24 protein-coding genes are annotated in these 24044 nt (G+C 59.8%); 14 read left to right on the top strand and 10 right to left on the bottom strand.

The window, feature by feature from the left end:
- The first annotated feature begins 104 nt into the window (after positions 1-104).
- From HX790_RS11720 to trpE, 6 genes are all read left to right on the top strand, one after another.
- Positions 105-1337: an ABC transporter permease gene (locus HX790_RS11720; protein ID WP_017138074.1), complete on the top strand. Its 1233-nt coding sequence runs from the start codon at positions 105-107 to the stop codon at positions 1335-1337.
- A 12-nt stretch (positions 1338-1349) separates the two neighbouring features.
- Positions 1350-2174 (top strand): ABC transporter permease, encoded by an 825-nt coding sequence (locus HX790_RS11715; protein ID WP_176991563.1) that lies wholly within the window; start codon positions 1350-1352, stop codon positions 2172-2174.
- Positions 2175-2370: 196 nt separating this feature from the next.
- On the top strand, positions 2371-3519 hold the full coding sequence (locus HX790_RS11710; RefSeq protein ID WP_017138076.1) for an iron-containing alcohol dehydrogenase: 1149 nt from the start codon (positions 2371-2373) through the stop codon (positions 3517-3519).
- 83 nt (positions 3520-3602) lie between these two features.
- Positions 3603-4277, top strand: coding sequence for a ribulose-phosphate 3-epimerase (gene rpe, locus HX790_RS11705; RefSeq protein WP_017138077.1), 675 nt, complete (start codon positions 3603-3605; stop codon positions 4275-4277).
- A complete protein-coding gene (locus HX790_RS11700) occupies positions 4274-5092 on the top strand; it encodes a phosphoglycolate phosphatase (protein ID WP_017138078.1) in 819 nt (272 codons plus the stop codon). The genes rpe and HX790_RS11700 overlap by 4 nt, the downstream gene beginning before the upstream one ends.
- 68 nt (positions 5093-5160) lie before the next feature.
- The gene (trpE, locus tag HX790_RS11695) at positions 5161-6642 is read left to right on the top strand and encodes an anthranilate synthase component I (protein ID WP_017138079.1); all 1482 of its coding nucleotides are present in this window, start codon (positions 5161-5163) and stop codon (positions 6640-6642) included.
- A 75-nt stretch (positions 6643-6717) separates the two neighbouring features.
- Here the strand turns inward: trpE and estP are convergent, their stop codons facing one another.
- Positions 6718-8640 carry an esterase EstP gene (gene estP, locus HX790_RS11690; RefSeq protein WP_176991562.1) on the bottom strand — a complete coding sequence of 641 codons (1923 nt, stop codon included), beginning with the start codon at positions 8638-8640 and terminating at the stop codon, positions 6718-6720.
- A 421-nt stretch (positions 8641-9061) separates the two neighbouring features.
- Between estP and HX790_RS11685 the strand changes: the two genes are divergently transcribed.
- The 4 genes from HX790_RS11685 (at position 9062) to HX790_RS11670 (ending at position 12400) form a co-directional block, all read left to right on the top strand.
- Complete coding sequence (locus HX790_RS11685; protein WP_017138081.1) at positions 9062-9655, top strand: aminodeoxychorismate/anthranilate synthase component II; 594 nt, start codon at positions 9062-9064, stop codon at positions 9653-9655.
- Between the two features lie 9 nt (positions 9656-9664).
- The gene (gene trpD / locus HX790_RS11680) at positions 9665-10714 is read left to right on the top strand and encodes an anthranilate phosphoribosyltransferase (protein WP_017138082.1); all 1050 of its coding nucleotides are present in this window, start codon (positions 9665-9667) and stop codon (positions 10712-10714) included.
- A complete protein-coding gene (gene trpC, locus HX790_RS11675; protein WP_017138083.1) occupies positions 10711-11547 on the top strand; it encodes an indole-3-glycerol phosphate synthase TrpC in 837 nt (278 codons plus the stop codon). The genes trpD and trpC overlap by 4 nt, the downstream gene beginning before the upstream one ends.
- Positions 11548-11704: 157 nt before the next feature.
- Positions 11705-12400 (top strand): lipoate--protein ligase family protein, encoded by a 696-nt coding sequence (locus HX790_RS11670; RefSeq protein WP_099550430.1) that lies wholly within the window; start codon positions 11705-11707, stop codon positions 12398-12400.
- On the opposite strand, the gene crp is transcribed toward HX790_RS11670, so the two are convergent.
- Entirely contained in the window at positions 12397-13041 is a 645-nt protein-coding gene (gene crp, locus HX790_RS11665) for a cAMP-activated global transcriptional regulator CRP (protein WP_017138085.1), read from the bottom strand. The two genes, HX790_RS11670 and crp, sit on opposite strands and share 4 nt — an antisense overlap.
- A 247-nt stretch (positions 13042-13288) precedes the next feature.
- On the opposite strand from crp, the gene HX790_RS11660 reads away from it, so the two are divergent.
- Positions 13289-13711, top strand: coding sequence for an OsmC family protein (locus tag HX790_RS11660; RefSeq protein ID WP_017138086.1), 423 nt, complete (start codon positions 13289-13291; stop codon positions 13709-13711).
- Positions 13712-13771: 60 nt separating this feature from the next.
- On the opposite strand, the gene coq7 is transcribed toward HX790_RS11660, so the two are convergent.
- The 6 genes from coq7 to hemJ all read right to left on the bottom strand — a co-directional run bounded on the left by coq7 (position 13772) and on the right by hemJ (position 18248).
- Positions 13772-14419 carry a 2-polyprenyl-3-methyl-6-methoxy-1,4-benzoquinone monooxygenase gene (coq7, locus tag HX790_RS11655; RefSeq protein ID WP_017138087.1) on the bottom strand — a complete coding sequence of 216 codons (648 nt, stop codon included), beginning with the start codon at positions 14417-14419 and terminating at the stop codon, positions 13772-13774.
- A gap of 137 nt (positions 14420-14556) precedes the next feature.
- Positions 14557-14895 carry a histidine triad nucleotide-binding protein gene (locus HX790_RS11650; protein WP_003210943.1) on the bottom strand — a complete coding sequence of 113 codons (339 nt, stop codon included), beginning with the start codon at positions 14893-14895 and terminating at the stop codon, positions 14557-14559.
- A 46-nt stretch (positions 14896-14941) separates the two neighbouring features.
- Entirely contained in the window at positions 14942-15730 is a 789-nt protein-coding gene (locus HX790_RS11645) for an SDR family oxidoreductase (RefSeq protein WP_017138088.1), read from the bottom strand.
- A 64-nt stretch (positions 15731-15794) separates the two neighbouring features.
- A complete protein-coding gene (locus tag HX790_RS11640; RefSeq protein WP_138449317.1) occupies positions 15795-16760 on the bottom strand; it encodes a DUF805 domain-containing protein in 966 nt (321 codons plus the stop codon).
- 72 nt (positions 16761-16832) lie between these two features.
- Entirely contained in the window at positions 16833-17795 is a 963-nt protein-coding gene (locus HX790_RS11635) for a nitronate monooxygenase family protein (RefSeq protein WP_138449319.1), read from the bottom strand.
- Between the two features lie 24 nt (positions 17796-17819).
- Complete coding sequence (gene hemJ / locus HX790_RS11630; RefSeq protein ID WP_017138091.1) at positions 17820-18248, bottom strand: protoporphyrinogen oxidase HemJ; 429 nt, start codon at positions 18246-18248, stop codon at positions 17820-17822.
- Positions 18249-18384: 136 nt separating this feature from the next.
- On the opposite strand from hemJ, the gene argC reads away from it, so the two are divergent.
- Both argC and erpA read left to right on the top strand, forming a co-directional pair.
- Positions 18385-19419, top strand: a complete 1035-nt coding sequence (gene argC / locus HX790_RS11625) for an N-acetyl-gamma-glutamyl-phosphate reductase (protein ID WP_017138092.1) — start codon at positions 18385-18387, stop codon at positions 19417-19419.
- A 165-nt stretch (positions 19420-19584) separates the two neighbouring features.
- Positions 19585-19935: an iron-sulfur cluster insertion protein ErpA gene (erpA, locus tag HX790_RS11620; RefSeq protein WP_003176443.1), complete on the top strand. Its 351-nt coding sequence runs from the start codon at positions 19585-19587 to the stop codon at positions 19933-19935.
- A gap of 78 nt (positions 19936-20013) precedes the next feature.
- Here the strand turns inward: erpA and HX790_RS11615 are convergent, their stop codons facing one another.
- Positions 20014-21105: an anhydro-N-acetylmuramic acid kinase gene (locus HX790_RS11615; RefSeq protein ID WP_176991561.1), complete on the bottom strand. Its 1092-nt coding sequence runs from the start codon at positions 21103-21105 to the stop codon at positions 20014-20016.
- 3 nt (positions 21106-21108) lie between these two features.
- Positions 21109-22521 (bottom strand): peptidoglycan DD-metalloendopeptidase family protein, encoded by a 1413-nt coding sequence (locus HX790_RS11610; RefSeq protein ID WP_017138095.1) that lies wholly within the window; start codon positions 22519-22521, stop codon positions 21109-21111.
- A 209-nt stretch (positions 22522-22730) separates the two neighbouring features.
- On the opposite strand from HX790_RS11610, the gene tyrS reads away from it, so the two are divergent.
- Positions 22731-23930, top strand: a complete 1200-nt coding sequence (tyrS, locus tag HX790_RS11605) for a tyrosine--tRNA ligase (RefSeq protein ID WP_170040775.1) — start codon at positions 22731-22733, stop codon at positions 23928-23930.
- The last annotated feature ends 114 nt before the right edge of the window (positions 23931-24044 follow it).

Here is a 24044-nt window from a genome sequence, read left to right as displayed (position 1 = left end):
CGCATATTCCTCTGTGAAAGCAGGCTGGTGTGGGAGCAGGCAAGCCAGCTCCCACAAAGAAGCACCGCTCACAGGGAACTCTTAGAAGATTTCCGGAGTTTGCCATGGTTATCGCCATTCCCAGCCCCACCCTCAAGCAGCGCCTGGCGCGTGCCGAGCGGCTCAATCGCTGGAAGGCCCAGGCCTTGATTGCGCCGCTGGTGCTGTTTTTGCTGCTGGTGTTCCTGGTGCCGATTGTTGCGCTGCTTTACAAAAGCGTCGGCAACCCGGAAGTGGTGGGCGGTTTGCCGCGTACCGTGGTGGCGGTCAAGACCTGGGACGGTCGCGGCCTGCCGGGTGAACCGGTGTATCAGGCGCTCAGCGAAGACCTGGGTGAAGCGCGTAAAAACCAGACGCTGGGCGACTTGTCCAAACGCTTGAACATGGAACTGGCCGGCTACCGCAGCCTGTTGACCAAAACCGCGCGGGCGCTGCCGTTTACCGAAGCGCCCGCCTCTTATAAGGAAGCGTTGGAAAACCTCGACGAACGCTGGGGCGACCCGGCGTACTGGCAGGCGATCCGGCGTAATACCAGCAGCCTCACGCCGTACTACCTGCTGGCGGCTGTCGATCACCGTATCAATGACCTTGGCGAAGTGGCCCCGGCCACGCCTGACCAGGCCATCTACCTGGACATCTTCGCCCGCACGTTCTGGATGGGCTTGGTAATAACCTTCATCTGCCTGCTGCTGGCCTACCCGTTGGCCTATTTGCTGGCCAACCTGCCGGCACGCAAAAGTAACCTGCTGATGATTCTGGTATTGCTGCCGTTCTGGACCTCAATCCTGGTAAGGGTGGCGGCGTGGATTGTACTGCTGCAGTCCGGTGGGTTGATCAACAGCGCATTGATGGGCATGGGGCTGATCGATAAACCCATGGAGCTGGTGTTTAACCGCACCGGGGTTTACATCTCGATGGTGCACATCCTGTTGCCCTTCATGATTTTGCCGATTTACAGCGTGATGAAAGGCATCTCGCCCACGTATATGCGTGCAGCGATTTCCCTGGGTTGCCACCCGTTTGCCAGTTTCTGGCGTGTGTACTTCCCGCAGACTTATGCCGGTGTCGGCGCCGGTTGCCTGCTGGTGTTTATCCTGGCGATTGGTTACTACATCACCCCGGCGCTGCTCGGCAGCCCGAACGACCAGATGGTCAGCTATTTCGTCGCGTTCTACACCAACACCAGCATCAATTGGGGTATGGCCACGGCGCTGGGCGGCTTGCTGCTGCTGGCGACCGTCGTGCTGTACCTGATCTACAACCGTCTGGTCGGCGCCAGTCGCCTGCGCCTGAGCTGAGGAGAGTTGGCGATGCTGAGCCCTTATATGTCACCCGTGGAGCGGGTGTGGTTCTACAGCTTGCGGATCCTGTGTGGCTTGATCCTGCTGTTCCTGATCTTGCCGGTGCTGGTGATTATCCCGCTGTCGTTCAACAGCGGCAGTTTCCTGGTGTACCCGCTGCAAGGCTTCTCGTTGCACTGGTATCAGGACTTCTTCGCCTCGGCCGAGTGGATGCGTGCATTGAAGAACAGCATCATTGTGGCCCCGGCGGCCACGGTGCTGGCGATGGTGTTCGGTACGCTGGCGGCGATTGGCCTGACGCGCGGCAACTTCCCCGGCAAGGCGTTGGTCATGGCCTTGGTGATTTCGCCGATGGTGGTGCCTATGGTGATCATTGGCGTGGCCAGCTATCTGTTCTTTGCGCCACTGGGGCTGGGCAACAGCTTCCTCTCGCTGATCGTGGTACATGCCGTGCTGGGTGTGCCGTTTGTGATCATCACCGTGTCGGCGACGTTGCAGGGCTTCAACCACAACCTGGTGCGGGCGGCGGCCAGCCTGGGCGCCTCGCCGCTGACCGCGTTTCGCCGTGTGACCTTGCCGTTGATCGCGCCGGGGGTGATTTCCGGGGCATTGTTTGCCTTCTCGACGTCCTTTGATGAAGTGGTAGTGACGCTGTTTCTCGCCGGCCCCGAGCAAGCGACTTTGCCGCGCCAGATGTTCAGCGGCATCCGCGAAAATTTAAGCCCGACGATTGCCGCAGCGGCAACCTTGCTGATTGCGTTCTCGGTGCTGCTGTTGCTGACCCTTGAGTGGCTGCGAGGCCGCAGCGAGAAACTGCGCACCGCGCAAGTCTAAAGGCCGAAACCGGATCAAATGTGGGAGCTGGCTTGCCTGCGATAGCATCAACTCGGTATGTCAGGAAAACCGAGGCGGTCGCATCGCAGGCAAGCCAGCTCCCACACCGACCGAGCCATTCAGTGCGTGAATGCTGGGCAACCTGAAATACCCGGCTATTCTTGTGCCAGCCCATCATTAATAAGAGGCCGCGCACATGAGTACTTCCTCATTCAAGATCGCCCACAAACTGCTGACCGGTGCTGGCGCCATCGAACAACTGGCCGCCGAGCTCACGCGTCTTGATGTGGATAACCCGTTGATCGTTACCGATGCCGCGCTGGTCAAGTCCGGCACCGTGGCGCTGGCGCTCGAGCACCTGGGCGAGCGCACTTATGAGATTTTCGACCGTGTGCTGCCCGACCCGGAAATCGCCATCGTCGAGGACTGCATGCGCGTGTACCGCGAGGGCGGGCATGACGGCCTGATCGGCGTGGGCGGTGGCAGTGCCATCGACATCGCCAAGAGTGTCGCGGCCTATGCCGGTTACCACGGCGCGCTGGCGGACTTGTTCGGCGTCGACCAGGTGCCGCGCAAAGGACCGCCGCTGATCGCCATCCCGACCACGGCCGGCACCGGTTCGGAGGTGACCAATGTGGCGATTCTCTCCGACAAGGCCGCACAACTGAAAAAAGGCATCGTAAGCGATTACTTATTGCCGGATGTTGCGCTGATCAGCCCGCAAATGACCCTCACGTGCCCGCGCAGTGTCACCGCCGCCAGTGGCGTGGATGCGCTGGTGCATGCCATCGAGTCCTACCTGTCGCTGAATGCCTCGCCGATCACTGACGCGCTGGCCATCGGCGCGATCAAACTGATTGCCAATGCGCTGCCCAAGGCCTACGCCAACCCTGCCAACCTGCAGGCCCGCGATGATATGGCCACCGCCAGCCTGATGGCCGGCATGGCGTTCGGCAATGCTGGCGTCGGCGCAGTGCATGCCTTGGCGTACCCGCTGGGCGGGCGATTCAATATTGCTCACGGCGTGAGCAATGCGCTGTTGCTGCCCTACGTGATGCACTGGAACAAACTGGCCTGCGTGGAGCGCATGCAGGACATTGCCCAAGCCATGGGCGTGAATACCGCCGGGCTCAGCGTCAACGACGCCGCCGATCAGGCGGTCGAGGCGATGACGCGGCTATGTGCCGCCGTGGAAATCCCGGCAGGGCTGCGCAGCTTTGGTGTGCCGGAAGACGCGATCCCCGCCATGGCGACGGAAGCGGCGGGTATCGAGCGCCTGATGCGCAACAACCCGCGCAAGCTCAGCGCAGCGGATATCGAGAAAATCTACCGGGCGGCTTACTGACCATTGAGTTAGGTCACGGTGTGCTGGGTAAAGCATGAGGTATACAATGCGCGCCATCGTGATTTAGCTCAAAAAGGTGCGTCATGCAGCCCTTCGTTATCGCTCCATCGATTCTCTCCGCCGACTTCGCCCGCCTGGGTGAGGAAGTGGACAAGGTATTGGCCGCCGGTGCCGACTTCGTGCACTTCGATGTCATGGACAACCACTATGTGCCCAACCTGACTATCGGCCCGATGGTCTGCGCGGCACTGCGCAAGTACGGCATTACTGCGCCGATCGATGCGCACCTGATGGTCAGCCCGGTGGATCGCATCGTCGGTGACTTCATCGAGGCCGGTGCCACCTACATCACCTTCCACCCGGAAGCCACGCTGCACGTCGACCGCACCCTGCAGCTGATCCGCGAAGGCGGTTGCAAGGCCGGCCTGGTGTTCAACCCGGCCACGCCGTTGAGCGTGCTGGAGTACGTGATGGACAAGGTCGACATGGTCTTGCTGATGAGCGTCAACCCGGGCTTCGGCGGGCAGAAGTTCATCCCCGGCACGCTGAACAAGCTGCGCGAAGCCCGTGCGCTGATCGATGCGTCGGGCCGTGATATCCGCCTGGAAATCGACGGTGGGGTCAACGTCAACAATATTCGCGAAATCGCCGCCGCTGGCGCTGACACCTTTGTGGCTGGCTCGGCGATCTTCAACGCCCCCAACTACCAGGAAGTCATCGACAAGATGCGGGCCGAACTGGCGCTGGCGCGTCCATGAGCGGTTTTGAGCAGTTGTTCCCCGGCAAACTGCCACGACTGGTGATGTTCGATCTGGACGGTACGTTGATCGATTCGGTGCCAGACCTGGCGGCGGCGGTGGACGAGATGCTGCTCAAGCTGGGGCGTAAGCCGGCGGGCATCGAGGCGGTGCGTGAGTGGGTCGGCAACGGCGCGCAGATGCTGGTGCGTCGGGCCTTGGCCAACCATATTGATGCCGAAGGTGTGGATGAGGTTGAGGCCGAGCACGCCCTGGAACTCTTCAATGTTGCCTATGAAAGCAGCCATGAGCTCACCGTGGTTTACCCCGGCGTGCGCGACACGCTCAAGTGGCTGCACAAGCAAGGCGTGGAGATGGCGCTGATCACCAACAAGCCGGAGCGCTTTGTCGCGCCGCTGTTGGACCAGATGAAAATCGGCCGGTATTTCCGCTGGATCATCGGCGGCGACACCTTGCCGCAGAAAAAGCCTGACCCGGCGGCGCTGTTCTTTGTGATGAAAATGGCCAATATTCCGGCCTCGCAATCGTTGTTTGTCGGCGATTCGCGCAGTGATGTGCAAGCCGCCAAAGCCGCTGGCGTGCAGTGTGTGGCGCTGAGCTACGGCTACAACCACGGCCGACCGATCGCCGAGGAGTCGCCGGCGCTGGTGATTGATGATCTGCGACTGCTAATCCCCGGTTGCTTGGGAGCGGGCGCTGAGATAACGTTGCCCGACATCGAATCAACCCCTTCTGGAAATTCCATCGTGGTGGTCACTCGCAAACTCTGGATGAAAGTCATCAAGGCCCTGGCCCGCTGGCGTTGGCGCGCCTGACTGATCCTGGCCGCGTTGCGGCACGTTTGCACACCTGACCGTTTGACCCTCAAGCCACGAGGCACCTCATGATCCGCGAAGAATTCCTGCGTTTGGCCACTGCCGGCTATAACCGTATCCCCATGGCCTGCGAAACCCTGGCTGACTTCGATACGCCGCTGTCGATCTACCTCAAACTGGCCGACAAGCCCAATTCCTACCTGCTTGAATCGGTGCAGGGCGGCGAGAAGTGGGGCCGTTACTCGATCATCGGCCTGCCGTGCCGCACCGTGCTGCGTGTGCATGACCACCATGTGAGCATCACCCATGATGGCGTCGAGATCGAAAGCCATGACGTGGAAGACCCGCTGGCGTTCGTCGAAACCTTCAAGGCGCGCTACAACGTGCCGACCATTCCCGGTCTGCCGCGTTTCAACGGTGGCCTGGTGGGGTATTTCGGCTACGACTGCGTGCGCTACGTAGAAAAACGCCTGGGCAAATGCCCGAACCCGGACCCGCTGGGCGTGCCGGACATTCTGCTGATGGTCTCCGACGCGGTGGTGGTGTTCGACAACCTCGCCGGCAAGATGCACGCGATTGTCCTCGCCGACCCGTCCCAGGCCGATGCCTTCGAGCAAGGCCAGGCCAGCCTTGAGGCGCTGCTGGAGAAACTGCGTCAGCCGATCACTCCACGCCGTGGCCTGGACCTCAGCCGTCCGCCGGCCGCCGACCCGATCTTTCGTTCAAGCTTTACCCAGGATGACTACGAGCGCGCGGTCGACACCATCAAGGAATACATCCTTGCCGGTGACTGCATGCAGGTGGTGCCGTCGCAACGCATGTCCATCGACTTCAAGGCGGCGCCAATTGATCTGTACCGCGCGCTGCGGTGCTTCAACCCGACGCCGTATATGTACTTCTTCAACTTCGGCGACTTCCACGTGGTGGGCAGTTCGCCGGAAGTGCTGGTGCGGGTCGAAGACAACCTCATCACCGTGCGCCCGATAGCCGGCACACGCCCGCGTGGCGCGACCGAAGAGGCCGACCTGGCGCTGGAAGAAGACCTGCTGAGTGACGACAAGGAAATTGCCGAACACTTGATGCTGATCGACCTGGGCCGCAACGACACCGGGCGGGTTTCGGAAATCGGTTCGGTGAAGCTCACCGAGAAGATGGTCATCGAGCGGTATTCCAACGTGATGCACATTGTGTCCAACGTCACCGGCGAGCTGAAAGCCGGGTTGACCGCGATGGACGCACTGCGGGCGATTCTGCCGGCGGGCACTTTGTCGGGCGCGCCGAAGATTCGCGCGATGGAGATCATCGACGAACTGGAGCCGGTCAAGCGTGGTGTGTATGGCGGCGCCGTGGGATATTTCGCCTGGAACGGCAATATGGACACCGCGATTGCGATCCGCACCGCCGTGATCAAGGACGGCGAGCTGCATGTGCAGGCGGGTGGCGGGATTGTGGCTGACTCGGTGCCGGCCCTGGAATGGGAAGAAACCCTGAATAAACGCCGCGCGATGTTCCGGGCTGTGGCGTTGGCCGAGCAAACGCCGCAAAGCTAAAGTCAGACATTGGACAACCTGTGGGAGCAGGCAAGCCAGCTCCCACAGTTGTTTTGTGGGGCGTTTAAGATCCGCTTAGAAATCCAGACTCACCCCCACACTGACGCCTTGCTGGGTAAAGCTGTCATCCTTCCTCACGTTATACGCCGCCCGTAGCGCCAGCTCCTGAGTCAGCTTGTGGCTGACGCCCAGACTCAATCGGTCCGAATTGCTGCGCGGCGTGTAGCCGTCCAGCTTGAAGTCGATCCCGGGCACGCTGTTGAGCGAAATCTTTACCTTCTGGGTGTCGTTTTCGAACTCATGCTCGTGGGCCACTTCGCCAAACACTTGGGTTTGCGGCGTAATCCGGTAGCTGCCCTGCAGGCCGACGCCCAGGCGTTTGGAGTCGCGTTGCTGGTCATCGAAGGTCAGCGCGGTGGAGCGGTTGTCCTTTTCCGAATAACCATCGACTTCGACCCGCGAATAGTCCGCGCTGATGAACGGTGACAAATGCCAGTCGCTGCCGGCGCCGGCAATGTCATAACCCAAACGGCCGCTCAAGGCCCAGAGCCAGCCATCGGTGTCGCCTTTTTCGGCGCCTTCGCTGACGCCCAGGGCGAACTTGCGCTTGAGGCTGTCGAAGTCCAGCTTGCCGCCGGTCAACGCCGCATCGGCCCACCAATGGTTTTGCTGATATTGCGCAAAGGCCGTGCCCATGTAGCTGTTGAGCTTGTAGTCCGAATCGCGGGCGCCGGCTTCGAGTGTCTGGCGATACAAGCCGGCGGCCACGCCGACGCGCCAGTTTTCGTCGAGGCGATAGCTGCCGCCGACGTTCACGTTGTAGCCACTGCCGTCGCCGCTGGCCGAACTGCGTTGATCATCAAAGTCCAAATGCTGGCCACCACCGGCGACAATCGCGCGCCATTGGCCGACGGCCTGCCAGTTGCCATTGTCGGCTTGCCACTGGTTGCGCAGCTCATCCTGGTGGGCGCGCAAGGTGCCCTGGGCCATCTCCGGCAGCAAGGTCACTTCCCACGGCGCGGCGAGCAGCGAGTAGGCGTAGTCGGCGATCAACTGTTGCCCGGCGATGGTGGGGTGCACCGAGTCGTTATAGATCAGCTTGGTCGGGTCCGGGGTGGCGCCGCCAATGCCATACACCGGGTTGGCGGTGCAGCCGTTGCCGCTGAAGCAGGTGCCGGTTAGGTTTTGCCCGGTGGCCAGGCCAAAGCGCGCAGGGTTGGCGAAGGTTTCATTGAGCAGTAACGGGATGTTCAGCGGGATGACCTGGGCGTCGATCTGCGACAGGCGCTGCACCAGCGCCTGGTTGAAAATGCTGCTCAGGGCCGAGCTGGCGCCTTGCGCGGGCGTGCCGTTGATGGCGGGTGTCAAGCCCAGGTCGGGCAGCATCCACACCATGATGTAGCGCGCGCCGGCCTGTTGCAGGGCTTGGGCGCTGTCGGCCAGGCGCCCGCCGGCGGCCACGGCCTGGCCCGGGCTGAGGACGCGCCCTTGCAGAAAGTCATTGCCGCCACCGGATAGGAAATACAACGCGTTCGGGTCAGCCCGCCCGCCGTTGGCCGGCAGATAACCCTGACGGCTGCGCAGTACGGTGCCACCACCGGCGTTGCCGGGCGGGATCGCCGCATTGGAGACCGAGGTGATGGAATCGAGGATATTGTCGGTACGGTAGCCGCCGACCGCCCAGTTATTACCATCCGGCAAACCTTGGGCGGCACGTACCGGCGAGGTGGAGGCATTCAGGTCGTTGGGTGCCACGCCCAGCTTGCCCCCCAAAAGCGTAGATGACACCAGGCCATAATCGCCCTGGAATGTCGGCCCGGTGCGGTTGGTAAAGCGCAAGGTGGCGCCGGCCGAGCCATCGGGGAACTGGCCGGCGTCGGCCAGGCTGTCGCCGAACACGACCATGGTTGAGTAAGGTGAAGGTGCTGCAAACGCCTGCGCGCAGGCCAGTGACAGGAGGCAGCCGGCAAGGGGCGCAAAAAACGGTGGTCTGAGCATGCGAAATTCCATTTAGTTGTTTTTGTGTCGGAAGCGAAACACTAGCAATGTAGTGAGGGTTTTATTCGAAGAAAACAGTTTTTTCTTACAAATACTCGGTGGTGACCCCCGGAATCGCTGCTCCATATTGCACCGCTGGCGAGGCTACGTTACTGTGCCTGAACGTATGAATGAGACCCTCCCCGTGTTGATCATCAGCAAACTCTTGATGCGAGTAGTCAAGGCACACGCCCGTTGGCGTTGGCGCGCCTGACATTTTTCTCTGCCGGCTCGGCCGGACCTGTACCGATTTGCCTTCTTCACCCTTTGTTTGACGCCCCTTGCCGGCTCACCCTGGCAACCGGAACGTGCGTCTGGCAGCGGGACACTCTCTTGGAAGGCGGTCATTCGAAATCAGTGAATTCAAGAGGTTTGAACCCACATGTTGCTGATGATTGATAACTACGATTCCTTTACCTACAACGTTGTGCAGTACCTGGGCGAACTCGGCGCCGAGGTCAAGGTGGTGCGCAACGACGAACTGACGGTCGCCGAAATCGCTGCCCTGAACCCGGAGCGCATCGTGGTTTCGCCTGGCCCGTGCACGCCGACCGAAGCGGGCATTTCCCTCGAAGCGATCAAATATTTCGCCGGTAAATTGCCGATCCTGGGCGTGTGTCTGGGCCATCAGTCCATCGGCCAGGCGTTTGGTGGTGACGTGGTACGTGCGCGCCAAGTGATGCATGGCAAAACCAGCCCGGTGTTCCATAAAGACCTCGGCGTATTCCACGGCCTCAACCTGCCGGTGACAGTCACTCGCTACCACTCGTTGGTGGTCAAGCGTGAAACCCTGCCCGAGTGCCTGGAGCTGACCGCCTGGACTCAGCTGGAAGACGGCTCGGTCGACGAGATCATGGGCCTGCGTCACAAGACACTGAATATCGAAGGGGTGCAATTTCACCCCGAATCAATCCTGACCGAGCAGGGCTACGAGCTGTTCGCCAACTTTCTCAAGCAGAGCGGCGGCACGCGCTAAGGACTTTCCATGGATATCAAGACTGCCCTGAGCCGTATCGTCGGCCATCTGGACCTGAGCACCGCTGAAATGAGCGACGTGATGCGCGAGATCATGACTGGCCAATGCACTGACGCGCAGATCGGCGCGTTCATGATGGCGATGCGCATGAAGAGCGAGAGCATCGACGAAATCGTCGGCGCCGTGTCAGTGATGCGTGAGCTGGCCGACAAGGTTGAGCTCAAGACCCTCGACGGCGTGGTCGATGTGGTCGGTACCGGCGGCGACGGTGCGAATATTTTCAACGTGTCGACGGCTTCCTCCTTTGTGGTGGCGGCAGCCGGTTGCACCGTGGCCAAACACGGTAACCGTGCGGTGTCGGGCAAAAGCGGCAGCGCCGACTTGCTGGAGGCGGCTGGTATTTATCTGAACCTGACGCCGGTGCAAGTGGCGCGCTGCATCGACAGCGTGGGCATTGGCTTCATGTTTGCCCAGTCCCACCACGGCGCCATGAAACACGCCGCCGGCCCGCGCAAGGACCTTGGCCTGCGCACCCTGTTCAACATGCTTGGCCCGCTTACGAATCCGGCTGGCGTGAAACATCAGGTGGTCGGTGTGTTCAGCCAGGCGCTGTGCCGGCCGTTGGCCGAAGTGTTGCAGCGTCTGGGCAGCAAGCACGTGCTGGTGGTGCATTCCAAGGATGGCCTGGACGAATTCAGCCTGGCGGCACCGACCTTCGTGGCGGAGCTGAAGAATGACCAGGTCAGCGAATATTGGGTCGAGCCCGAAGACCTCGGCATGAGAAGCCAAAGCTTGCATGGCCTGTCGGTGGAAAGCCCGGCGGCCTCGCTGGAGTTGATCCGTGATGCCTTGGGGCGCCGTAAGACAGAAAACGGCCAGAAAGCCGCAGAAATGATTGTTCTGAATGCTGGCGCGGCACTTTACGCGGCGGACCACGCCTATAGTCTTAAGGAAGGTGTCGCCTTGGCCCACGATGCGTTGCACACCGGTCTGGCTCGCGAAAAGCTCGAAGAACTGGGAGCCTTTACCGCTGTGTTCAAAATGGAGAATGAAGGATGAGTGTCCCGACCGTTCTGGAAAAAATCCTCGCGCGCAAGGCTGAAGAGGTGGCCGAGCGCCGTGCCCGTGTGAGCCTGGCTGAGCTGGAGGGCTTGGCAAAAAGCGCCGACGCGCCGCGTGGTTTTGCCGCTGCGCTGATCAAGCAGGCGAAGGAAAAACAGCCTGCCGTGATTGCCGAGATCAAAAAAGCTTCGCCCAGCAAAGGCGTGATTCGCGAAGTTTTCATTCCTGAAGACATTGCCAAGAGCTATGAGAAGGGCGGCGCAACCTGCCTGTCCGTGTTGACCGATATCGACTTCTTCCAGGGTTCCGACCTGTTCCTGCAACAGGCCCGCGCCGCGTGCAAGTTGCCGGTGATCCGCAAGGACTTCATGGTTGACCCGTACCAGATCGTCGAAGCCCGCGCCTTGGGCGCCGATTGCGTGCTGCTGATCGTCTCCGCGCTGGACGACGTGAAGATGGCCGAGCTGGCGGCCGTGGCCAAAAGCGTAGGCCTGGACGTACTGGTAGAAGTGCACGATGGCGATGAGCTGGAGCGCGCGCTGAAAACCCTCGACACGCCGTTGGTGGGGGTTAATAACCGTAACCTGCACACCTTTGAAGTCAGCCTGGAAAATACCCTCGACCTGTTGCCGCGTATTCCGCGTGATCGGTTGGTGATTACCGAGAGCGGCATCGTCAACCGCGCCGACGTAGAGCTGATGGAAATCAGCGGTGTGTTTTCGTTCCTGGTGGGTGAGACATTTATGCGCGCCGAGAACCCAGGTGCGGAATTGCAGCGTCTGTTCTTTCCGGAGCGTGGCGTAGCGGTGAGTGGTTCGACCCTCGACTGATTTGAAATACGGTCAAAAATGTGGGAGCTGGCTTGTGTGGGAGCTGGCTTGCCTGCGATACAGACACCTCGGTGTACCTGATGTACCGAGGTGTCTGTATCGCAGGCAAGCCAGCTCCCACATTTGATTTGTGTCTATTTAGAGAAGTAGGTGTCCGATGATCGAGCCGGTGTCGATGACAGTTGAAGCAGGACTTGCCGCCGAGCAAGACTTGCTCGCGGCCGTTTGCGCCGGTGAACAGGAATTCGGGCTACTGTTCTGGCAGCCAAATGACCAGGCTTTGGTGATGCCGCGCCGTTTGAGCCGCTTGCCGGCTTTTGACGCGGCCAGCCAGGTTTCGGCTGCTGCCGGTTGGCCGGTGCTACTGCGCGAGACCGGCGGAGAGCCGGTGCCGCAGTCGGCCGCCACGGTCAATATCGCGCTGGTTTACGCGCCGCCACGCAGCGAAGGTGATCAAGGCCGCATCGAAACCGGTTATCAGCGTTTGTGCCAGCCGATCTGTGATTTGCTGATTGAGTTGGGCGGTGACGCTTCTGTTGGCGAAATCGACGGCGCCTTTTGCGACGGTCGCTATAACGTCAACCTCAACGGCCGCAAGATGGTTGGCACTGCCCAGCGCTGGCGACAAAGTGGCGGCCGCCCAGTAGGTTTGGTGCACGGTGCATTGTTGCTGGATAACGACCGCGATGAGCTGATTGCGGCGGTCAATCGTTTCAATGAGGCCTGCGGCCTCGACCAGCGGGTGCGTGCCGACAGCCATATCGCGTTGCACGAAGCCTTTCCCGCACCGGATGCCATCACCCGACTGGACGCGTTGTACCGTCAGATGCTGGCCGGATTCCTGCCGGCTTAACGCGTACCGAACACCACCATCGTCTTGCCTTTGACGTGTACCAGGTTGCGCTCTTCCAAGTCCTTGAGCACACGACCGACCATTTCCCGTGAACACCCGACAATGCGTCCGATCTCCTGGCGCGTGACTTTGATCTGCATGCCGTCAGGGTGGGTCATGGCGTCGGGCTGTTTGCACAGTTCCAGCAGGCAACGGGCTACGCGGCCGGTGACATCAAAGAACGCCAGGTCACCCACTTTGCGCGTGGTGTCGCGCAAGCGCTGGGCAATCTGACCGCTTAAGGCGTAGAGAATGTCGGGATCATGTTGGGCCAGTTCGCGAAACTTGGCATAGCTGATCTCGGCGACTTCACACTCAACCTTGGCCCGCACCCAGGCACTGCGCTCCTGCTCTTTGCCCGCTTGTTCAAACAGCCCCAGCTCACCGAAGAAATCCCCGGTATTGAGGTACGCGATGATCATCTCGCGGCCGTCTTCATCTTCAATCAGGATGGTGACCGAGCCCTTGATAATGAAGAACAGCGTCTCGGAGCGTTCGCCTGCGCAAATGATGTTGTGCTTGGCCGGGTAACGCCGGCGCTGGCAATGCATCAACAATTTGTCGAGGTTCTTGATCTTGGGTGTGGGAGCAAGAGCAACCATGGTTGTATCCCGAAAAGACTGCACGGTGTGGTTGGAATTATTTTTATCCAGCGGTAATGGCATTGATACACGCTGTACAAAGGATGGCAATGCGCCATTGAATTGGCGCCAGCTTAACAGACACATTCTGCCTCGATTAAGGAATTTAGCGGGCAAACGTTGTCATTGATCGTTTTCATACCGGGCGCTGCGGGTTCAAGACCCTGTGCTAAGCTGGCGACCCTTTTTTAGCAGTGGAGTCTGGGCGATGAAGGCACGCATCCAATGGGCGGGCGAGGCCATGTTCCTCGGTGAGTCGGGCAGTGGCCATGTGGTAGTTATGGACGGCCCGCCGGACGCCGGTGGCCGTAACCTGGGTGTACGCCCGATGGAAATGCTCCTGCTCGGTGTTGGCGGTTGCAGCAATTTCGACGTGGTCAGCATCTTGAAGAAGTCCCGCCAGGCCGTCGAGAGCTGCGAAGCCTTCCTGGAAGCGGAGCGGGCCACTGAAGACCCCAAGGTGTTTACCAAGATCCACATGCATTTCGTGGTCAAGGGCCGGGCGTTGAAGGAAGCTCAGGTCAAGCGCGCCATCGAGCTGTCGGCCGAGAAGTATTGCTCTGCATCGATCATGCTTGGCGCGGCCGGTGTGGCCATCACCCATGATTACGAGATTATCGAGCTGGGTTGATTGCCAGTCGGCAATAGAAAAGGGCGCCTGTTGAGGGCGCCCTTTTTTGTGCGGCATTGTTTAAATTCGATAGGTGCTTTTGGTCATGACCTTGGCCAGTACGCTCATGCCGAACCTCACGGGCGCCGGGAAGCGGAAGCCGCCTGCATCCAGTGCGCTTTCTGCGTGGTGTTCTTCATCAATGCGCATCTGTTCAAGAATCGCCCGCGACTTTTCGTCTTCGGCCGGCAGTTGCTCCAGGTGTTCATCCAGGTGTTTGCACACCTGATGCTCGGTCGCAGCCACAAAACCGAGGCTGACCTTGTCGCTGATCAGGCCGGCAGCGGCGCCGATACCGAACGACAAACCATAAAACAGTGGGTTGAGCACGCTGGGATGGCTACCGAGCTGGCGAATGCGCTGCTCGCACCAGGCCAGGTGGTCGATTTCTTCTTCGGCCGCATGTTCCATCGCTGCGCGTACTTGCGGCAGCTTGGCGGTCAGCGCCTGGCCTTGGTACAGCGCCTGGGCACAGACTTCACCGGTGTGGTTGATGCGCATCAGGCCGGCGACGTGGCGGGTGTCGGTCTCGCTCATCTGCGCGTCGGGCTGCACGATGGCGGGCGAAGGCCGGTACGGTTGGCCGCTGAAGGGCAGCAGTGTGCGCATGGCCATGTCGGCTTGCAGCAACAGACGGTCAATCGGCGAGTAGTGACGTTGGGTAGTCATGCTGACCTCCGGGAAGAATCTCGGCGGCCAGTTTACCGCAAGAGAAGGCGATGCGTTTGCGCTGTGTCAATTTGCCCCTGTGGCGAGGGAGCTTGCTCCCGCCCGACGGCGTAGCCGTCGCAAACTCCCCGCAACAATCAGCCCGGCGGCCAGTTCATCTGGCGCTGACCCAGCACGTGCATATGGATGTGATAAACAGTCTGCCCGCCATCCTCGTTGCAGTTCATCACCACGCGAAAGCCCTTCTCGCAGCCTTGCTCTACGGCCAGCCGTTGAGCGGTGAACAGAATATGGCCAGCGAGGGCTTTGTCTTCTTCGGTGAGGTCGTTGAGGGTACGGATCGGCTTTTTCGGAATGACCAGAAAATGCACGGGTGCCATTGGGGCAATATCGTGGAAGGCGAGGACTTGGTCATCTTCATAGATGATCTTCGCAGGTATTTCTCTGTTGATGATCTTGGTGAACAGAGTATCCACAGCTGTTTCTCCATTATGAAAGTGTAGAACGAGTGTACCGAGGCCGTCAGCGCGGGCAATAGGCCTTGTTGATGGCGCCGGCAATCTTGCGGGTCAGCCAGCGTGGGCTCAAGCGCGGGCTGAAGGCCAGCCAGCGGTTGCGTCGCCCGGGAATAATGATGGCTTTGTTCTTTTCCAGCGCGCGCACGGTGTAGAGCGCCACTTCTTCCGGGCTCATCAGTTGACCGCTGCGGTCGAGCTTGGCGGTGTCCATTTGCGCGGTGCCGAAAAATGCCGTGCGCGTGGGGCCGGGACACAGCACCGAGACCTTGATACCGCAGGTCTTCAACTCTTCGCGCAAGCCTTCGGAGAAGTGCAGCACATACGCCTTGCTGGCGTAATAGCTGCTCATCCAGGGGCCGGGCTGGAAGGCTGCGACCGAGGCCACGTTGAGAATCTGCCCGCCGCCATGCAGCGCCATGGCGTTGCCTAGGGCGTGGCACATGCGGGTGAGGGCCAGGATGTTGACTTCGATCAGGTCCTGCTCGGTCATCCAGTCCTGGGCAAGGAACGGCCCGCTGGTGCCCATGCCGGCACAGTTGACCAGCAGGTCGATCTGCCGCTCGCCTTCTTCAAGTTCCAGCAGGAACCCGGACAAACGCAGGGGTTCGCCCAGGTCGCAGGCACGAAACAGCACCTCGACGCCGAAGCGCTGAGTCAATTCAATTGCAATGCTTTCCAACTGATCACGCTGGCGGGCCACCAGAATCAAGCTGCGGCCGCGACGGGCCAGTGCTTCGGCCAAAGCCAGGCCGATGCCACTGGAGGCGCCGGTGATCAGAGCGTAACGGGTCATGCCTTTCTCCATCGCAACGCCGCCGAGCCTGTGACAGAGGCATCACAGGCGGCGTGGCGTTTCTTCACTGTTCTGGAGAGTCTACAGGTTCGGCTGCGTCCTCAGCACTTTGCACGCTTTCTTCTTCATCTACGGTGACGCTTTGATCGGTGGCGTCATCGGCGGTGATGGAGCTGCTTTCGTAGCTGCTGTCCATATTGGCTTCGAGTTGGTTCAGGTAGCCGTTCATGCCCAGCGTCACCACAATGGCGAGCATCACCGGAATAAACGCCAGCCACAGGGTCGCCAACACTTTGACTGCCGTGGAGTTGCGCGGCGGCGGCGGGCCATATTGGTTGGCGCCTGCATTGCCCGGCAATACCAGCAGCAAGATTGGGAAGATGCTGTTGACCACTGGCACAAGGTTGAGGAAGTACAGCCAGCCGGACCAGCCCAGGTCGTGCAGGCGTTGCACACCGATTTGCACGCTCACCCACACCAGTGCAACAAACAAGGCCAAGCCCAGCAGCACCCCGAGGATGGTGCCGGCAGTCGGCGAGGCGGTTGCGACGGCGAAGCTCGCGGTACTGATGATGCCACCGGCCACCAACAGCGCCAGGGTCAATACCAGTGTCCAGGCCAGATAACGCAAGCGGCCGATGCGACCGTGGATGGTGAACACTTTAAGGGTTGAGTATTCCTCGGTGTACTCACCCACGGCAGCACGCGGTGGTGCATAGGGCGAAGCCGCAGGGCGCGAGAAGTCTGCAGTGCTGGCGTCGGTTTCGTGGGTTTCGGCCAGGTTGAAGGTTACCGGCTGCTCGGCTTCGATACGTGCATCGATGCCGGCGTTTTTCAGCGCTGTAAGGTAGGTTTCGGCATCGGCACGGGAAAGGTCGCGCTTGAGTGCGACCGGGCGGCCGGTGAAAAGCTTTTCGATGGCTGCCACATCACTTTTGAACAGCTCGGCGAGGTTCAGCTTGGCGGTGGTGCTTTCGACACCCGGGAGCAGGGCTCCGTCAAACACAATCTTGAAACGGCTGTCGCTCATGCGGGCATCCTTGTCACTTGTTCAGGGAGGGGGTTTGCAGGCCTGCACACATGGGCAGGCCTGCTATTGAGTTTAACGGGGCCAGCGCAACTGCGCTGCCTTCTCGCGTGCCTTGCGGTATTCGGCATCCAGGCGGGCAATCAGTTCATCGACGCTGGGCAAATCATCAATCTGGCCGACACCTTGGCCGGCTGACCATACGGTTTTCCAGGCCTTGGCCTCATCGCTTAACGGCTTGAGCTTGGAGCCGAAGTTGACTTCGCCTTTGCCCTGCAGGGCGGCGAGGTCGAAACCGGCGTTTTCCAAACTCTGGCGCATGAAGCTTGCGGGTACGCCGGACACCGCAGGAGTGTGCACGATGTCGGCGGCGCGCGATGTGAGCAGCATCTCTTTATAAGCGTCCGGGGCGTGGCTTTCGGTGGTGCCGATAAAGCGCGTGCCGAAATACGCCAGGTCTGCGCCCAGCAGTTGGGCTGCGAGTATCTCATGCCCATGGTTGAGGCAGCCGGCCAACAGCAGGGTTTTATCAAAGAACTGGCGAATCTCGGCGATCAGCGCGAACGGGCTCCAGGTACCGGCATGGCCACCGGCGCCCGCTGCCACGGCGATCAGGCCGTCAACACCGGCTTCTGCGGCTTTCTCGGCATGCCGGCGGGTGGTGACGTCGTGAAACACCAGGCCACCGTAGCTGTGGACCGCATCCACCAGCTCCTTGACCGCGCCCAGGCTGGTGATGACGATCGGCACCTTGTGCTCGACGCAGATCGCCAGGTCGGCCTCAAGCCTTGGGTTGCTGTTATGCACGATCAGGTTGACGGCATAGGGCGCGGGGTTGTCCAGCTGTGCCAGGCCCGCTTCGATTTCCTCCAGCCAGGCCTTGAAACCGCTGCTTTCGCGCTGGTTAAGTGCCGGGAAACTCCCAACCACGCCATTGCGACAGCACGCCAGCACGAGTTGCGGGTTGGAAATCAGAAACATCGGCGCAGCCACCACGGGTAGGCGCAGACGTTGTTCGAGCGAAGCGGGCAGTGACATTGGAGGTTCCCCGAGTAATTGAAATTAGAACGGTTTGACCACGACCAAAATTACGATAGCCAGCAATATCAGAACCGGCACTTCATTGAACCAGCGATAAAAGACATGGCTGCGGGTATTTTCGCCACGGGCGAAACGTTTTACTTGGGCGCCGCACATATGGTGGTAGCCGATCAGCAGCACCACCAGGGTAAGTTTGGCGTGGATCCAGGCGCCGGATTGAAAAATGGCCGGGTTCAGGTAGATCAGCCAGCCGCCGAATATCAGGGTAGCGATCATTGCCGGCCCCATGATGCCGCGGTACAGCTTGCGCTCCATGACGCTGAAGCGTTCTTTGCTGACGGTGTCCTCACTTTGCGCGTGGTAGACGAACAGGCGTGGCAGGTAAAACAGCCCGGCAAACCAGCAGACGATACTGACGATATGGAAGGCTTTGATCCATAGATAGAGCATTTCTAGTTATTCCCAGGTTCACGGTAACTGAAGATAGTAGTGGCTCATGCGCCTGTACGTCACGTTGACGGTTGTCGCAGGACGATACGGCCCCTATTATCGACGGCTTTCCAGTGGGTTCGTTGAGGGCAGGTTTATGGTCAAGGTCGGTATCGTCGGCGGCACGGGTTACACCGGTGTCGAATTGCTGCGTCTGTTGGCTCAGCATCCGCAAGCTGAGGTGGTGGTCATCACTTCCCGATCCGAGGCCGGGTTGGCCGTGGCCGATATGTACCCGAACCTGCGAGGCCACTATGACGGCCTGGCGTTCAGCGTGCCGGACATCAAGACCCTGGGCGCGTGCGATGTGGTGTTCTTCGCCACGCCTCACGGGGTTGCGCATGCACTGGCCGGCGAATTGCTGGCGGCGGGTACCAAGGTCATCGACCTGTCAGCCGACTTCCGCTTGCAGGACGCCGATGAGTGGGCCAAGTGGTACGGCCAGCCACACGGCGCGCCTGAGTTGCTGGAGGAGGCGGTGTACGGTCTGCCGGAAGTCAATCGTGAGCAAATCAAGCAAGCACGCCTGATTGCTGTGCCAGGTTGCTATCCGACCGCAACGCAGCTGGGGTTCCTGCCGTTGCTGGAAGCGGGTCTGGCCGACACTTCGCGCTTGATCGCCGACTGCAAGTCGGGTGTGAGTGGCGCCGGCCGTGGTGCAGCTGTAGGTTCGCTGTACTCCGAGACGTCGGAAAGCATGAAGGCCTACGCGGTTAAAGGGCATCGTCACTTGCCGGAAATTCGCCAGGGGCTGCGCCGCGCGGCCGGTAAAGACGTGGGCCTGACCTTCGTGCCGCACCTGACGCCGATGATTCGTGGCATTCACTCCACGCTCTACGCCACTGTTGTCGACCGTTCGGTAGACCTGCAGGCGCTGTTCGAAAAGCGTTATGCCAATGAACCGTTCGTCGATGTGATGCCGGCCGGCAGCCACCCGGAAACCCGTAGCGTGCGCGGTGCGAACGTATGTCGCATTGCTGTGCACCGTCCACAGGATGGCGATTTGGTGGTGGTGTTGTCGGTAATCGATAACCTGGTCAAGGGCGCGTCGGGCCAGGCGGTGCAGAACCTGAACATCCTCTTCGGCCTGGACGAGAAGCTGGGCCTGTCCCACGCGGGCATGCTGCCTTAAGGCGGTTTAGCGGTTAAGCAAAAGGCCCGTTGATCGGGCCTTTTGTGTTTTTAATGGCGGCAGCGCAGATTGATATACCGTAACAATAGTTGACCGCTTTTCTAGGAGAAGCGGATAATGCCCGCCATTACGCATATGGCGGCGCTACGCCGGGAGATTATCAGCATGAGCGTTGAATCCTTCACCCCCACGGCTTTGCAATTCACCCACGGTGCTGCGCACAAGGTGAAGAGCCTGGTCGATGAAGAGGGTAATGATCGCTTGAAGCTGCGCGTATTCGTTACGGGCGGCGGTTGTTCAGGGTTTCAGTACGGTTTTACCTTCGATGAAGATGTGGCCGACGATGACACCATCGTCGAGCGCGAGGGCGTCAGCCTGGTCGTGGACCCGATGAGCTTCCAATACCTGGCGGGTGCCGAGGTGGATTATCAGGAAGGTCTGGAAGGGTCGCGTTTCGTGATCAAGAACCCTAATGCCACCACGACCTGTGGTTGCGGGTCTTCTTTCTCGATCTGATCAGCAGCCTGATCTTCAGCAAATAAAAAAACGCCGCTTGGCTTTGATAGGCCAAGCGGCGTTTTGCTGCCTGCAGGTTTAGGCTGGGTAGATCGCGCCTAATACCCGAAGCCCACGCGCGCCAGTGACACTTGGGCGGTTGGCGGCGATGCCCTCAAGGCAGCAATGGGCCAGCCAGGCGAAGGCCATGGCTTCAACCCAATCGGGGTCCACGCCGTAAGTGGCGGTGCTGCTGACCTGAGTGGACGGCAACAACGCTGCCAAGCGCTTCATCAGCGTGGCGTTATGCGCGCCGCCGCCACAGACCAGCAGGGTTTCGGTGTCGGTTTGTGCGGATTGCAGGGACTCGACGATGGTCAGCGCGGTCAGTTCAAGCAGGGTCGCTTGCACATTCTCTGCCTGAAACGCTGGCAATCTGGCCAGGTGGTGTTGCAGCCATCCCAGGTTGAATACTTCGCGGCCAGTGCTTTTCGGGCCTTTGGTCAGGAAGAACGGGTCGCTGAGCAGTGCGTTGAGTAGTGCAGGCTCGACCTGGCCACCGGCCGCCCAGTGGCCATCGCGATCAAAGTGCTCGCCACGCTGATTGTGGATCCACGCATCCAGCAGCACGTTGCCCGGGCCGCAATCGAAGCCAGCTACGGGCTTGTCGGTCTCGATCAGGCTGAGATTGCTGAAGCCGCCGACATTCAGCACGGCGCGGTTGCCGGCACGTTCGCCGAACAAGGCTTCATGAAAGGCGGGCACCAAGGGGGCGCCTTGACCGCCGGCGGCCACATCGCGGCTGCGGAAATCACTGACGACGGTAATGCTCGTCAGCTCTGTGAGCAGGGCAGGGTTGCCGATTTGAACGGTAAAGCCTCGAGCGGGTTCATGGCGGATCGTCTGGCCGTGGCTGCCGATCGCGCGTATGTCCTGAGGCTTGAGGGCGTGTTGTTCCAGTAAGGCATGGATGCCTTTGGCCGCCAGTGTCACCCAGTGTTGCTGGGCGAGCGCCGAACGGGCGATCTCATCCGGGCCGCTGGCGCACAGGCTTAACAGCTCAGTGCGCAGATCGTCCGGCATGGGGATGTAGTGCGTGCCGATCAAGTTGATCGCCGGGTTCTGTTCGATCAGGGCGATATCCAGGCCATCAAGACTGGTCCCGGACATCACACCTATATAGAGCGGCATACCTTAGCGCTTCGCCGAGGCCAGCAGGGTGGAGCGCTCCTGGTCCATGCGTGCCATCAATGGCTGGCTTTGTTGCAGGAAGCGCGCGCGCTCGGCTTTGGCTATCGGGTCGGCCATTGGCAGCTTTTGGCCCAGTGGGTCGACGTGGACGCCGTTCACCTGGAACTCATAGTGCAAATGCGGGCCGGTGGACAGGCCGGTGGTGCCGATATAGCCGATAACCTGGCCCTGCTTCACGTTGCTGCCGGTCGAAACGCCTTTGGCGAACCCCTGCATGTGGCCATAGAGGGTACGGTAGGTATTGCCGTGCTGGATGATCACGGTATTGCCGTAGCCACCGCGGCGGCCGGCGAGCAACACTTTGCCATCACCGGCGGCCTTGATCGGCGTACCACGAGGGGCGGCATAGTCGACGCCTTTGTGGGCGCGGATCTTGTTGAGGATCGGGTGCTTGCGGCCCATGGAGAAGCGCGAACTGATGCGGGCAAAGTCCACCGGCGTGCGGATGAAGGCTTTGCGCATGCTGTTGCCATCGGCGGTGTAGTAGCTGGTGTTGCCTTGTTTGTTGGTGTAGCGCACTGCGGTGTAGGTCTTGCCACGGTTGGTAAACCGCGCAGATAGAATCGCACCGGTCCCGACGACTTTGCCGTTGGCGACTTTCTGCTCGTAAATCACGTCAAATTCGTCACCCTGACGGATGTCCTGGGCGAAGTCGATGTCGTAGCCAAACACGCTGGCCATGTCCATGGTCATGCTGTGGGACAAGCCGGCACGCGCAGCCGACTGTGACAGCGAACTGTTGATGACGCCATGCACGTAGGCGGAGCGCGTCACCGGCTTGGTGGTGATGCGGTTGAACGCAAAGCCTTTGGTGCCTTTAGTCAGGGCAATGCTTTCTAGGTCGCTGACAGTGCTATGCAGGCTTTTCAGCTGACCGTCGGCAGCCAATTCGAATTCAAGCTTCTGGCCATGTTTGAGCTGGGTGAATTGTTTGGCTTGTTTATCGCTGGCCAACACCTCATTAACCGTAGCAGCGGGCAGACCAACCTTTTCAAACAGCGTTGAAAGGGTGTCGCCTTTGGCGACGGTCACTTCGCGGTGCAGCGGATTTTTTGGAGTGACTGGCGCAGGCGGCTCTTGAGTCGCCTGCCGGGTGTCTTCCGGGGTGGTTTCTATCTGTGCAAATGGAGATTCTGTCGGTGCGTTTGTGGCTTGTTGTGCGTCGGAAGCGTCTTGATCTTGTGTCAGTTGTTCAACTGGACTTTCCAGGTCAAGGCTCAGGGATGTTCGTTTGGCTTCTACGTCACTGGAAGGGAATACCAGGAGTGCCAGGCTGAGAAGGGCGGCGATACCACTTGCGGCGAGCAGGTGGGTCTTCGGGTAAAGCGGCGGCGCTTTAGACGGTTCTGTGGTCATAGGTAATTTTGACTTTGAAGATGAAATGGAAAAGATGAATGACATGATGAAGATGAAATAACTGTATAAAATATAACCAAATCATCTGTGGCGCAAGCTCGCGAACGCTGGGCTTGCTGAACGGTGTCCGTGCGCGGGACAAAACTTGTAATTAGTCCCTGATCTTGTATGGTTGGTTCCCTTTTGAATCTGAGCCTTGCGGGTCTGTTATGAAGTCGGTTGAAGAGCAGCTAGCGCTGATAAAACGTGGTGCGGAAGAACTGTTGGTCGAGGCCGAGCTGATCGAAAAGCTCAAGCGTGGCCAACCCCTGCGTATTAAGGCTGGCTTCGATCCGACCGCGCCGGATCTGCACCTGGGTCATACCGTGCTTATTAATAAGCTGCGCCAGTTCCAGGAGCTGGGGCATCAAGTCATCTTCCTTATAGGTGACTTCACCGGGATGATCGGTGATCCGAGCGGCAAAAGCGCAACGCGTCCGCCGCTGACCCGTGAGCAGGTTCTCGATAATGCCGAGACCTACAAGACTCAAGTGTTCAAGATTCTTGATCCGGCCAAGACCGAGGTGGCGTTCAACTCCACCTGGATGGATCAGATGGGGCCGGCCGACTTCATTCGCCTGACTTCCCAATACACCGTGGCACGCATGCTTGAGCGTGATGACTTCGATAAGCGTTATTCCACCAATCAGCCGATCGCGATTCACGAGTTCCTCTACCCGCTGGTGCAGGGCTATGACTCGGTGGCATTGCGCGCGGACGTCGAGCTGGGCGGCACTGACCAGAAGTTCAACCTGCTGATGGGGCGCGAGCTGCAGCGTGCGTATGGGCAAGAAGCTCAGTGCATTCTGACCATGCCGTTGCTGGAAGGGTTGGATGGCGTCAAGAAAATGTCCAAGTCCCTGGGTAACTACGTCGGTATCCAAGAAGCGCCGGGCGTGATGTACGGCAAGCTTGTGTCGATTCCTGATGCGCTGATGTGGCGTTATTTCGAGCTGTTGAGCTTCCGCTCGATGGATGAGATCAATGCGTTGCGCGCTGAAGTCGAGGCGGGTGCGAACCCTCGTGACGTGAAGATCAAGTTGGCGGAAGAGATCGTCGCGCGCTTCCATGGTGAAGAGGCTGCGGCCAGTGCTCACCGCGCGGCTGGTAACCGCATGAAGGATGGCGAGCTGCCGGATGATCTGCCAGAGATCGAATTGGCTGCAGCTGAGGCGATGCCGATTGCTGCTGTACTTAATAAGGCGGGCCTGGTTAAGAACTCCGCGGTCGCGCGCGACCTGTTGGGTTCCGGTGGTGTGCGTATAGATGGTGAGGTTGTCGATCGCACCTTTATCTACGAGCTGGGCGCTACCCACGTTTGTCAGGCTGGAAAGAAGGCATTTGCGCGTATTACGCTCAAAGCCGAATAAAACTGAAATGAGGGATTGACTGTGTTTTATATCTGTCTATAATTCGCCCCACTTCCGGCGCAGTCGAAACGGAAAACTCCTTGGTAAACAAAGAGTTACGAAGTTTTCGGCAGC

This window comes from Pseudomonas sp. IPO3747, assembly GCF_013385245.1.
GTDB lineage: Bacteria > Pseudomonadota > Gammaproteobacteria > Pseudomonadales > Pseudomonadaceae > Aquipseudomonas > Aquipseudomonas edaphica.
This window is presented reverse-complemented; position numbering and strand designations above follow the sequence as displayed.